The organism is Faecalicatena contorta (assembly GCF_022835095.1).
In the GTDB taxonomy this organism is placed as follows: domain Bacteria; phylum Bacillota; class Clostridia; order Lachnospirales; family Lachnospiraceae; genus Faecalicatena; species Faecalicatena contorta.
The window spans coordinates 785,214-797,868 of sequence record NZ_BQNQ01000001.1; the positions used below are offsets into that span (position 1 = coordinate 785,214).

12 protein-coding genes and 1 tRNA gene are annotated in these 12,655 nt (G+C 43.6%); 11 read left to right on the forward strand and 2 right to left on the reverse strand.

Going from position 1 to position 12,655, the window contains the following annotated elements:
- Positions 1-3: 3 nt before the first annotated feature.
- From MWG26_RS03560 to MWG26_RS03590, 7 genes are all read left to right on the forward strand, one after another.
- Positions 4-606 (forward strand): TetR/AcrR family transcriptional regulator, encoded by a 603-nt coding sequence (locus MWG26_RS03560; protein WP_117441066.1) that lies wholly within the window; start codon positions 4-6, stop codon positions 604-606.
- Between the two features lie 72 nt (positions 607-678).
- Entirely contained in the window at positions 679-1,599 is a 921-nt protein-coding gene (locus tag MWG26_RS03565; RefSeq protein WP_117441067.1) for a diacylglycerol/lipid kinase family protein, read from the forward strand.
- Positions 1,600-1,614: 15 nt separating this feature from the next.
- The gene (locus tag MWG26_RS03570) at positions 1,615-2,439 is read left to right on the forward strand and encodes a glycerophosphodiester phosphodiesterase family protein (RefSeq protein WP_025654695.1); all 825 of its coding nucleotides are present in this window, start codon (positions 1,615-1,617) and stop codon (positions 2,437-2,439) included.
- A 157-nt stretch (positions 2,440-2,596) separates the two neighbouring features.
- On the forward strand, positions 2,597-3,277 hold the full coding sequence (locus tag MWG26_RS03575; RefSeq protein ID WP_025654696.1) for a phosphatase PAP2 family protein: 681 nt from the start codon (positions 2,597-2,599) through the stop codon (positions 3,275-3,277).
- A 264-nt stretch (positions 3,278-3,541) separates the two neighbouring features.
- Positions 3,542-3,736 carry a hypothetical protein gene (locus MWG26_RS03580; protein WP_025654697.1) on the forward strand — a complete coding sequence of 65 codons (195 nt, stop codon included), beginning with the start codon at positions 3,542-3,544 and terminating at the stop codon, positions 3,734-3,736.
- A gap of 17 nt (positions 3,737-3,753) precedes the next feature.
- Entirely contained in the window at positions 3,754-4,839 is a 1,086-nt protein-coding gene (gene trpS, locus MWG26_RS03585) for a tryptophan--tRNA ligase (RefSeq protein WP_025654698.1), read from the forward strand.
- A gap of 20 nt (positions 4,840-4,859) precedes the next feature.
- Positions 4,860-7,073, forward strand: coding sequence for a bifunctional diguanylate cyclase/phosphodiesterase (locus MWG26_RS03590; protein WP_025654699.1), 2,214 nt, complete (start codon positions 4,860-4,862; stop codon positions 7,071-7,073).
- 75 nt (positions 7,074-7,148) lie between these two features.
- Here MWG26_RS03590 and MWG26_RS03595 read toward each other — a convergent pair.
- Positions 7,149-7,222 (reverse strand) — tRNA-Arg (locus MWG26_RS03595).
- Between the two features lie 135 nt (positions 7,223-7,357).
- Positions 7,358-8,059 carry a Crp/Fnr family transcriptional regulator gene (locus MWG26_RS03600; RefSeq protein WP_025654700.1) on the reverse strand — a complete coding sequence of 234 codons (702 nt, stop codon included), beginning with the start codon at positions 8,057-8,059 and terminating at the stop codon, positions 7,358-7,360.
- Positions 8,060-8,199: 140 nt separating this feature from the next.
- On the opposite strand from MWG26_RS03600, the gene MWG26_RS03605 reads away from it, so the two are divergent.
- From MWG26_RS03605 to MWG26_RS03620, 4 genes are read left to right on the forward strand one after another with little or no spacing between them, the layout of a single operon-like run.
- Positions 8,200-9,711 carry a YjjI family glycine radical enzyme gene (locus MWG26_RS03605; RefSeq protein WP_025654701.1) on the forward strand — a complete coding sequence of 504 codons (1,512 nt, stop codon included), beginning with the start codon at positions 8,200-8,202 and terminating at the stop codon, positions 9,709-9,711.
- Entirely contained in the window at positions 9,711-10,550 is an 840-nt protein-coding gene (locus MWG26_RS03610) for a YjjW family glycine radical enzyme activase (RefSeq protein ID WP_044926355.1), read from the forward strand. The genes MWG26_RS03605 and MWG26_RS03610 overlap by 1 nt, the downstream gene beginning before the upstream one ends.
- Before the next feature lie 28 nt (positions 10,551-10,578).
- A complete protein-coding gene (locus MWG26_RS03615; protein WP_025654703.1) occupies positions 10,579-11,523 on the forward strand; it encodes a nucleoside hydrolase in 945 nt (314 codons plus the stop codon).
- A 40-nt stretch (positions 11,524-11,563) separates the two neighbouring features.
- A complete protein-coding gene (locus MWG26_RS03620) occupies positions 11,564-12,619 on the forward strand; it encodes a BMP family lipoprotein (RefSeq protein WP_025654704.1) in 1,056 nt (351 codons plus the stop codon).
- The last annotated feature ends 36 nt before the right edge of the window (positions 12,620-12,655 follow it).

A 12,655-nucleotide genomic window follows, 5' to 3' on the forward strand; every position in this document is an offset into this window, starting at 1 on the left:
TTTATGGGCGACAAGATAGAGCTGTCCAGGCAGCAGCAGAAATCAAAGGAAACAAAAGAACGGATATTCCGCGCTGCAAAGCGGATTCTCCAAAAGAATGGCTACGAAGAGCTTTCTATTAAAAATATCTGCGAAGAAGCCGGCGTGTCAAACGGAAGCTTTTACCATCATTTTAAAACAAAGGACGATCTGCTGTCTTATTATATAGAGGATCAGCCCAGCATCAACCCGGATTTGCTCGATCTGCCCAGGAATGCAGAGGAAGCGAAGATTGCCATCATCCATGTGTACCTGAACTATGTGAATTACTGCAGGGAACTTGGCGTTGAGTTTATTTCAGGATATTACGACACTAAAAATCAGGCGCTGAATCCTGCCAGCCGCGCAGAGCGACCCTATCCCATTGTGACAGTGCAGACATATGTTGAGAAAGCCATGCGGGAAGGAATTGTCAGACTGAATGTCAGCATTGAAGAGTTCACGACTGACATCCGTATGATTGTAATCGGCAATGTATTTGAATGGTGTCTCCGCGGAGGGAATGCCGACTTTGAGGGCAATATGCGCCGCTCACTTGGTAAATACCTGGACAGTACGATCTTATAGGATGCGGCCGTACCCTTTGAGATTACCGGGCTTGATTTGAAAAAACTTATCCCCAGAAATGGAGGCAGCAGTATGAGATACAGCTTTATAGTGAATCCGAATTCCCGTTCTGGTATGGGAGGCATGATATGGGATATCATAGAGCCGGAACTGAAAAAAAGGCAGTTTGAATATGAGAGCTTCCGTACGGAGTACCCCGGGCATGCGTCTAAAATTACCAGCAGGATCACCGGGGACGGGGAGGTACATACCCTGGTTGTACTGGGGGGAGACGGAACCGTGAACGAAGTGCTGAACGGAATCACCGACCTTGGGAAGACGGTCCTGGGCTATATTCCCACAGGTTCCAGCAACGATTTTGCCAGAGGGATGAAGCTCCCCGCAGATCCGCTTGGGGCACTGGATATGATTCTGAAGCCCGGCAGGATCCAGCCCATGGATGTAGGGCTTTTAACCCGCGCAGGGAAAGAACGGCGGTTTGCGGTGAGTACGGGAATCGGGTTTGATGCGGCAATCTGCCATCAGGCGGCTGTATCCAGGCTGAAAGTCCTGTTAAACCATCTGAAACTGGGCAAACTGACATATGTAGGAATTGCCTTGAACAGGCTGTTCCATGACAAGCCAGTTCAGGCAGAGATCACTCTGGATGGACAAGAGATAAAAAAGTTTCCGAAGGTATACTTTGCGGCTGCCATGAACCAACCATACGAGGGCGGCGGTTTTTGTTTCTGCCCGGATGCTTCCGGGAATGACGGCCTGCTGGATGTGATTGTAATATCGGGGCTTCCCAGGCTGGCTGTCCTTTTGCTCCTGCCCACGGCATATAAGGGATGGCATGTGCATTTCCCGGGAATCCATGTTTTCAGGTGCAAAAAGGCAGTGATAAAAACAGAACGTCCGCTAGCTGTACATACAGACGGGGAACCCGTATTCCTGAGAGATCAGATAACGGCGGAGGTACTGGAAGAACAAATCAGGGTGATCACAGCGTAAAAGAAGGAGCAGGTTATGTATGTACTGATTCTGGCTGCAGTTGGAATAGCAGCTGTTTATCTGTTTATGATTATGCCGCGTATGACGAAGCGGAAACAAATGAAGCTCTTTATGGGCCAAAAGTGGGCCCACAGAGGGCTTCATTGCGTTGAGAAAGGGATACCGGAGAATTCCATGGCGGCATTTAAGCTGGCGGTAAAAGAAGGGTATGGGATAGAGCTGGACGTTCATCTGACGAAAGACGGCCGTCTGGTTGTTTTTCACGATGATACCTTGAAGCGCGTCTGCGGGAAAGAAGGCAGAATAGAAGATATGTCATATGAGGAGCTGCAGCAATGCTATCTCAGCGGAACTTCCGAAAAGATTCCCCTTTTTTCCTCCGTCCTGTCCTATATTAAGGGGCGCGTCCCTCTGCTGATCGAGGTGAAGCTTCCCACGCAGAACACGGATATTTGTGTGCATCTGGAAGATCAGCTGCGCGGATACACCGGGCCTTATCTGATTCAGTCCTTTAACTGTCTGGTGCTTTGCTGGCTGAAAAAACACCGGAAGGATATTCTGCGGGGACAGTTATCGTCCAATTTGGTGAAAAGTGACCATTCTCCGCATTATATACTGCGTTTCTGCGTAAAATATTTGTTAAGTAACTGTATCACCAGGCCGGATTTCATTTCCTACAAATTAAAGGACAGCCAGAACGTCAGCCTTCTGGTATTACACAGCTTTCTTTTTACACCGGTGGCAGTATGGACGCTTCGTACTGCCCAAGCCATGGAACAGGCGGTAAAGCAATATGATATGTATATATTTGAGGGGATAAGGCCGTGTAGAAAAAAGTGAAGGCCCGTTAGTAATAAATTGGTAACAAATAAGCTGCAAAGGCCCATAAAATCAAAAGATTTTGTTAAGGTTTTATGAACTTTATTGTTGTGGCATGTAATTCGTGCTATAATCGGGGCAGCTAGAGAATATGCATTAAAAAAAGGGAGCGTTCGGTATGGACTTTAGGACGAAAGCCACGAATTTTATTAAGAAATATAAGCATGCCTGGGTGTTCAGCTATATCCTGATTTACATGCCATGGTTTATGTATCTTGAGAAGCATGTAACATCAGACTATCATGTCATACATTCCGTAATAGATAATAAGATACCATTTGTAGAATACTTTATTGTGCCATACTTACTGTGGTTTGTATTCATAGCAGCCACATTTTTATATTTCTTTTTTACAGATGTGGACGGTTTCTACAGGTTGGCAAAGCTGATGTTTACGGGAATGACGATTTTTCTGATTATTTCCACGTTAGTTCCAAATGGCCTGAATCTGCGTCCCATGTATTTTGCCAGGGATAATGTCTTTGTGGATATGGTAAAGATGCTTTACAAGGCAGATACCCCGACCAACGTTCTGCCAAGCCTTCATGTATATAACTCTCTGGGAGCCTGCATAGCCATCTATAACAGTAAAGTGCTGCAGAAGCATAAGGTGATAAGCTGGGGGGCTTATATCCTGGCAGCCCTGATTATACTCGCAACAATGTTCCTTAAGCAGCATTCGATCATAGACGTAATGGCAGCTTTCATCATGGCTTATACTATTTACCAGTTTGTCTATGAGATAAACCGCAAAAAAGCGCCCAAGCTCTCGAATCAGATTGCTACCTGGGGCAAATAGTACTCACAGCATATTTTAGAATATTTCATCCGTAACAGAGAGGGTTTCCCAAAGCATACTTTGGGAAACTAAGAGGACTGCGGAAAAGTGATCTTGACTTTTCAAAGTGGCTTCTGGAAACTCTGATCCGGGTGAAATTTTTTCGGTACCTGCAGGTTAAGCGGCAGCGATGGCAGCAGGGCCTGCGGCCTGCCCTGGCGGGGGCTAAAAAAAACGTCGGAATCACTATATCTATAGCCAAACCATTGGCTGTAGTGTTATAATGTGAAAAGATTAACCGGGAAGAAGATAAGGCTCCTACTTTTAGGCGGCAGGCAGGAAAAGGAAAGAGTCCTGGCGGATGTTCCATCTTCTTACGGGAATAGGTGCCGGCGTATGGCAAAGGCACGATGCTGCGCAGCGGATAAAGCGAACATCGCCGCAATGATGCTTGGCGTACTTGAATATGAAAAGAATTAGGAGGAATGAGATTAGACATGGGCAAGATAATGTTAACAGGGGACAGACCGACCGGGAGACTGCATGTGGGGCACTATGTCGGTTCATTGAAGCGAAGAGTGGAACTGCAGAATGCAGGCGAGTATGACGATATATTTATTATGATAGCGGATGCACAGGCACTGACGGATAACGCGGACAATCCGGAGAAGGTACGCCAGAATATTATAGAAGTGGCGCTGGATTATCTGGCATGCGGGCTGGATCCGGAGAAGTCGACGCTGTTTATCCAGTCACAGATACCGGAATTATGCGAATTATCTTTTTATTATATGAACCTGGTTACGGTTTCTCGTCTGCAGCGTAATCCTACGGTAAAATCCGAGATCCAGATGCGGAATTTTGAGGCAAGCATTCCGGTCGGATTCTTTACTTATCCGATCAGCCAGGCCGCTGATATTACAGCGTTTAAGGCAACCACAGTTCCGGTTGGGGAGGACCAGCTTCCGATGTTGGAACAGACGAAGGAGATTGTAAGAAAGTTTAATTCAGTTTATGGCGATACGCTCGTGGAACCCGATATTCTGCTTCCCGACAATACGGCGTGTCTGAGGCTGCCGGGTACGGACGGAAAGGCAAAGATGAGCAAGTCTTTGAATAACTGCATTTACCTCTCCGAGGAGCCGGATTCAATCAAACAGAAGGTATTTAGTATGTTTACGGATCCCACACATATTAAAATTGAAGATCCGGGTAAGCTGGAGGGCAATACGGTGTTTACGTATCTGGATGCCTTCTGCAGGCCGGAATATTTTGCGGAATTTCTGCCGGACTATGCGGATCTGGATGAACTTAAAGCACATTACCAGAGGGGCGGGCTTGGAGATATGAAGGTGAAGCGTTTCCTGAACGCAGTCCTTCAGGCAGAACTGGAGCCTATCAGAAACAGAAGAAAAGAATACCAGAAAGATATCCCATACGTATATGAGATTCTGAAAAAGGGAAGTGAGAAGGCTGAGAGCGTGGCTGCCGATACTTTGCGTGATGTGAAAGAGGCGATGAAGATTAATTACTTTGAAGACCTGGAGCTGATCAATGCACAGGCAGAGAAGTTCAGGGAGTAACGAAGCGAAGGGGTCCTAATATGCAGGATATAAAGAACTCTGAAGAGTATAAGAACCTTTGGACGCGTGCTAACTATGATGACCTGACAAAGGTATTGAACCGCAGGGCGGGCAGAGAACGTTTGATAAGTTTGTTTGAGAAGGCAAGAACAGAGAGCAGGATGCTGGTAGTGTCCCTGTGCGATGTGAATGACCTGAAGCAGATCAATGACAGATACGGGCACCGCGAAGGCGACAATATGCTGCGATATGTTGCACAGGCCATGTCCCAGGAGCTGAAAGAAAAAGATATTCTTTTCCGGTTGAGCGGGGACGAATTTGTTATGGCGTTTTATGATGAGAATGAAAACAATGCGGAAAAGCGCATGCAGAGGATCCTGGCATATCTTAAGGAAAAAAAGAATTCCAGAAAAGTGGTCTACGAAACGTCTTTTTCCTATGGCCTTGTAGAAATCTATCCGGAAGAATGCTATATAGTTGAAGACCTTCTTGAAAAAGCGGACTGCAGAATGTATATTCAAAAAAGGAATTATCATATACTGCGTGCGAAGCAGAGGCTGGAGCAGCAGAAAGATTCTGGAGTCCGGGAGTTTTTATATGATAAGGAGCATCTTTATGATGCACTTATGGAAAGTACAGATGATTATATATTTGTTGGAAACATGAAAACAGGGGTATTCCGTTATCCGCCTGCTATGGTAAAGGAATTTGGGCTGCCGGGAGAGGTAGTAGAGAATGCCGCTGCGTTCTGGGGCGGGAAGATACACCCCTATGATGAACGACACTTTCTGGAGAGCAATCAGGAGATCGCCGACGGAAGGATGGAGTCCCATGATATCGAATACCGTGCCCGGAATGCCAGGGGAGAATGGATTTGGCTTCGCTGCCGCGGCAGGATGATCAGGGACGAGAGAGGCGAACCGAATCTGTTTGCGGGAATGATTACCAATCTGGGGCGTAATCATAAGACTGATCATATGACAGGCCTTGACAACCGGTTTGAATTTGAGGGTGATGCAAAAAAATATATGGTTGATCTGGAGGCAACAGAGTATCTTGGAATTATGCTTTTGGATATGGATGACTTCCGCAATATCAACGACTTAAATAACCGTTCTTTTGGGGATGCCGTCCTGAAAATAATTGCACAGAAGATTGTCAAATTTCTTCCAGCCAATGCGAAAGTGTACCGGATGGATGGGGATGAGTTTGGAATCCTGTTTCTGAATGGATGCCAGGAAGATGCGCTGGAGGTGTTCTGCCGGATTCAGAGACATTTTCAAAAGATTCAGGACTATAAGGGGCGCAAATATTACTGCACGATGTCGGCTGGTTTTGCTTCCTATCCGGAGGATTCGGATGACTATCAGGAACTGTTGCAGTACGCGAATTACTCACTGGAATGTTCAAAACTAAAGGGGAAAAACCGGCTCACTGTATTTACGCAGGAGATCCTAGAGAGCAGAGGAAGAAAGCTTGAAATGACGGAACTTCTCAGAGAAAGTATCGAGAGAGGCTTCACCGGATTTTCTTTGAATTACCAGCCTCTGATTGTCTCCGGGACAAAACAGCTGTGTGGGGCGGAAGCGCTTGCAAGATGGCAGTGCACTGCATTCGGCGATGTGCCGCCGTCAGAGTTTATACGGATCCTGGAGCAGAGCGGACTGATTATCAATGCCGGAAAATGGGTATTTAGAGAAGCGGTCCGTCAGTGCAGTGAATGGATTAAGCGGAGGCCGGGTTTTCGAATGAGTATAAATCTTTCGTATCCCCAGATGCTGGAGGAGGATTTTGAGGTCTTTGTACTTGGAACGCTGGATACTTTCCACGTACCATATGAAAATATCACCTTGGAAGTTACGGAGACCTATCTGATTGAGCAAGACGGCATTGTACATGATATCATGGAAAGACTGCAGGAAAAAGGGATTCAAACAGCAATGGATGACTTTGGGATGGGGTATTCATCCCTATTCGAGTTGAAAAATACGCCTGCAGATATCGTAAAGATAGACCAGGGATTTGTAAGCGGGCTGACAACAGATATGTTCACTGCCACATTTATCCGCTCAATCACAGAGCTATGCCATGACGTAGGCAAAATAGTCTGCATGGAAGGCATAAAGACGGAAGAAGATTATAACGTTGCAAAAGAGATTGGGGTAGACCTGATACAGGGGTATTATTTTAGTAAAGCGCTTCCGCCAGGTAAGTTTGAAGAAGCGTTCTTATAATAAAGGAATGCTTCTATAAAAAAGAAGTTCGGATAACAAAAAAAGTCTGAAAGCAAATGCTTCCAGGCTTTTTAGCGTGCGCGAGAAGATTCGAACTCCCGACCTTCTGGTCCGTAGCCAGACGCTCTATCCAGCTGAGCTACGCGCACATACTGCAACTATTTCGTTCACAGCAGATATTAGTATATAATAAAAATCATGGGTTGTCAATAGGTTTGCGAAAAAAACATTAGGAAGTCATTTGGCCTGCCGTATTCCGGCTCAGAGTGGGTCTGAAAAATTGATCAAAAAAACTCGCTGAGAATTGTCTGGATTTTATAGTATTGTTCTTCTGTAATTAAAATTTTCCCCTTGTTTGAAGATAGCAGACCTTCTTTATAAAGAGCATCTAATTGGCGGTAAAGCGTACGGAGGCTTATATTTAATATTTGTGCCAGGTCTTCTTTTTTTGTTTTAACAATGACTGGAAAATGTGTATTTGGACAATATTGATAAAGCTGGAGTAAAAGTTTATCCCGGGTGTTGTTTAAAAGTAAGCCGTCATTTTCTGTTAATACCTGGTTAATGAAAGAAGAAAGATATTGAATATTTATCCATCCTAATATAGGGTCTGCTAATAATTCATTTATATATTTTTGGTTTGAAATACGGATATAGGAACAGGAAGAAATACAGCGTATGGTTGCCGTATGTTGTGTAAGAGTGGGATGTACGGCTTCAAAAAGCCCATAAATTTGTATAGGCCCTGCGGCGATGGATTTCAGCAATTTACCGGAAGGGCTGTATTTTTCCGTACAACAGTAACCATCCAGAAGAAGGTAGATATTGTTTGAAGGCATTTCATTCGAAATAAGCAGATCGTTTTTATCTGCGTGGTCAATTTTTAAATGTTCCTTGTGCAATAGTTCTATAAAGTCTTTGCTCAGTGGGTAGTGATAGTCTGGAGATGTAACATACTGAATAATTTTCCGAAAATTAACCGACATTTTTTGTTCCTTTCTACCAAAAAAGTGACAGATGACATTTTTTGAAAGTGTCTGTAATGATATCATATTTTCAGATAAGGCGCAACCAGAAAATGAACCGGCCTCACATTAATATTTCTAATATTGGAGGAGGAAAAAATATGTTAAATATTACTGATTTAAAAAAGGATGTAGAATCCGTGATTACGAACGGAGCTTTTACACATGAGCAGGCCATGATGAACTTGTCCGCAATTCCTTTAAACTATGTGGAGTTTTTTGAAACTACAAAAGAATTTCGAGAGCTTTTTGAGGCAGGATGTTTATGTACTATGACAGAAGGGAATGTTACGTATCAACCCAGATATGCCCTTCCTGATTATGAAAAATTAATGCGGGAGGGATGTAAGTTTCTGAGGCTGGATCCCCCAAAATGTTTGTTTGATGCGATACAGACACTGGAAATGTTTTACCGTCATATTCCATCTGTTACGCATTATCCGGTGTATTTGGGGTCAGTTGATAAACTTTTGGAACCGTTTATGGATGACGAGCATGCATATGACCTGATCAAAAGTTTTTTGATTTTTTTAGACCGCTCGATTCCTGATTCCTATTGTCATATGAATCTTGGTCCTGAAGCTACCAGAGCGGGAGAAATGATTGTTGAAATTGAAACAGAGCTGAAAAATGCAATTCCATCTATCACATTACTTTATGATTCTGACATAACGCCTGATAATTTTGCAGAAAAATGTGTTATCTGTGCGTTGAATTGTGCAAAGCCAAGCTTTGCAAATCATAAAGAGTATAGTAAATTGTATGATGTGCCATATGGCATTGCAAGCTGTTATAACGCACTTCCAGTTTCCGGAGGCTCGTATACTTTATCAAGAATTGTACTCAGCAGGCTGGCAGAGAGGGCCAAGGATAGTGAACATTTTGTAAATGAATTGCTGCCGCATGCGGTGAAGGTATTATGTGAATATATCGAACAAAAGATTGAGTTTTTAGTGGAAAAGAGCCATTTTTTCAAGTCTAATTTTCTTGTAAAAGAAGGATTTTTGAAAGTAGAAAATTTCACGGGTATGTTTGGCATTGTTGGAATGAACGAATGTGTAAACAGGCTGATGGAAAAAGAAGGACGGCCGGATAAGTATGGTTACAGTGAATATGCAGATCAGTTGGCGGTTAATATATTAGAGACAATGAAAGAATGTGTGAATTCTTTTAAAAGTAAATATTGTAACTGCACAGATCATCATTTTACTATGCATGCACAAGTAGGGATTGACAGTGATTATGATATCAGCCCCGGAGCAAGAATTGCAATTGGTTCTGAACTTCCGCTGCATGAGCATCTAAAACATTGTGGCATGGTACATCCTTACTTCACATCGGGTGTCGGGGATATCTTTCCATTTGATGCTACAGCGCAGAGAAACCCTGATGCAATCCTGGATATGATAAAGGGAGGATTCTCTCAGGGAATGAGATATTTTTCTACCTACTCATCTGACAGCGATGTTATACGTATCACCGGGTATCTGGTGAAAAAATCAGACGTCGCAAAATTGGATGCAGGAATTGCTGTTCCGCAGGCAAACGCTATGTGGGGATACTATGAGGTGAAGAACAGTAAGGTTTATGATAGAAAGGTGCGAAATTTATAATGGCTGCGGTGAATAAAATCATACATAGCAGCGTAGTGGATGGGCCGGGGAACAGGGCTGCGGTATTCCTTCAGGGATGTAATTATAAATGTGTTTACTGCCATAATCCGGAAACGATAGAAAAATGTACAGGATGCGGACTCTGTATAGAACAATGCCCGGCCGGAGCATTGCGTTTGGAGAAAGGAACTGTGCAGTGGGATAAAATGCTTTGTTGTGAGTGTGATACCTGCGTCCATGTTTGTCCGCATCTGTCATCCCCAAAAACAAAGAATTATACAGCAAGGCAGATAATGGAGGAGATTCGGGGTGATATACCTTTTATACGGGGGATAACAACATCAGGAGGGGAGTGTTCCCTGCAGAGAGATTTTATCGTTGAGTTGTTTAAGCTGGCAAAGGAACAGGGACTTACTACATTGGCAGACAGTAATGGCAGTTACGACTATACTCAGGATGAGGAACTTTTACAGGTTTGCGATGGCCTTATGCTGGATGTGAAAGCATTTGACCCGGATGCACATATTAGGCTGACAGGAATGGATAATAAAATGGTTTTAAAAAATGCAGTATTTCTGGCAGAACATGAAAAGCTGGAAGAAATTCGTACGGTAATCGTACCGGAGTACTTACCAAATAAAGATACGGTGGATAGGATCACGAGATTGTTAAGACCATATTTAAAGAGAAGAGAAATCCGATATAAACTTATCGCATACAGGCCGTTTGGGGTCCGGGCTCCTTACAGGGAAACACTGCGGTCTCCCGATCCTTCGGAGATGCAGCGCTATAAAGAGATCGCGCTGAAAAATGGATTTCATGATATTGTAATAATCTGATAGTGTCACGAAAGAAAGGAGGAGTTCTATGATGAAAATCTGTATCGACTGCGATCCGGGAGTGGACGATTCACTGGCAATATTATTTGCGTTATGCCGGCCGGATATTGAAATTGTCGGAATTACGACAAGTGCTGGGAATGTAACTGCAAAGCAGGGGGCCGAGAATACATTAAGGATTCTGAAACTGGCAGGAATGGAGGGGAGAATACCAGTCTGTATTGGTGCGGAAAGCCCGCTGGAAGGGGAATGCGGAGAATTCCCGTATTTTATACATGGAAAAAATGGGATTGGAAATGTTGAGTTACCCGCAGCAGAGCAAAAGCCAATAGAAATGGATGTTTGTGATTTCCTGTATCAAAAGGCATGCGAAAATGAAGGGGAAATGACATTAATTACATTAGGGCGTATGACAAATATCGCTATGGTGTTGGCAAAATATCCAGACTTTCATAAAAAAATCAAGCGGGTTGTTTCCATGGGGGGAACTCTGCATGCATCAGGAAATGTGTCACCGGTAGTGGAAGCTAACATAGGCGGGGATCCGGAGGCAGCGGATATTGTAGTACAGACTCCGTGGAACTTAACAATGGTCGGCTTGGATGTCACTTTAAAGACAATCCTTAGAAAAACAGATATCGATCAGGCGCTTGGCAGCTGCCGACAAGAATGCAAAGAGCTGCTTGTATTCTTACAACAAGAAATGAAGTGGTATATGCAGGGCGCTCACCGTCAAAATTGGATGCGGGAGTGCTGCCCGCTTCATGATCCACTGGCAATGGTTATTGCAGCGGATCCCGCGCTTGTTAGCACACAAAAACGAATTACGAGGATTGAGTGTGAAGGAAAGTATTGTCGTGGTATGGTTGTAACAGATTTAAGAGAGCACCCGATAAAAGGGAGATATGTTGAACATTGTATAAATGTAGATTCTGAAAAAGTACTGAATACATTATTTGCAGCTTTTCAGTAACTTTTATTAATGAGGAGTAATACAGCAAAGGAGAAAGAATATGAAAAAGGTAGTATCGTTTTTATTAACACTTATCATGGTATTTGGTCTAATGGGATGTGCAGGTTCGGACAAAGAGAAGAAAAAGGAGGACACAAATGTGTCCGGAAATGAGAATACGGATCTAAAGGCTGCTGTCATATTGGGAATAGGAGGACTTGGAGATCAATCTTATAACGATTTGGTTTATAGCGGGTTAGAGCGTGCAAAGGAAGAATTGGGAGTAGATTTTGACTATGCAGAGCCCAAAGAAGTTACAGATTTTGAAACGATTCTTAGGGATATGAGTGATTCTGGTGAGTATGCAGTCATTATTGGAATCGCTTTTGATCAATTGGATGCTTTTACAATGGTTGTACCGGACTATCCTGATCAGCAGTACGCACTCATTGATGCGACGCTTCTTGAAGAAAATGTGGCAAGCTATGCAAGCAAGGAGCAGGAGGGCGCATTTCTTGTAGGTGCGCTTGCAGCTTATATGAAACAGGATGCGGCGTCCTATCATTTGGAGGATAATCACAAGTATGGGTTTGTCGGCGCAATGGAGTCAGAAACAATTGACCGGTTTGCCGCAGGCTATCAGGCTGGCGTTAAGTATGTAGACTCAGATGCCGATGTGGCCATACAATATGTAGGAGGAGATAATCCTTTTGGGGATACTACAACAGCTAAGGAAATCGCAGGCAGCCAGTTTGCAAAAGGATATGATATTATTTTCCATGCTGCGGGAGGATCAGGTCTTGGAGTATTTGCAGCCGCAAAAGAGTCTGATTTCATCGCAATCGGTGTGAATTCAAATCAGAATACAGTAGATCCAGATCATATTGTTGCAAGCATGCTCAAGCGGGTAGACAATGCAGCATATGATATTGTAGAATCTACAGTAAATGGCAATCTAAAAGTTGGTGAAGAAACCGTACTGGGTCTGTCTGATGAAGGAATTGGTTATACATTAGAGGGGAGCAATATAAAAGTTCCGGATGAAATTGTAGAGCAGTTAGAAACAATTAAATCGCAGATTATCAGTGGAGATATCGAAGTACCATCAGAGCTGTAAAAATTAGAAAAAGAAGATGTTTTTTATCGGGGAACA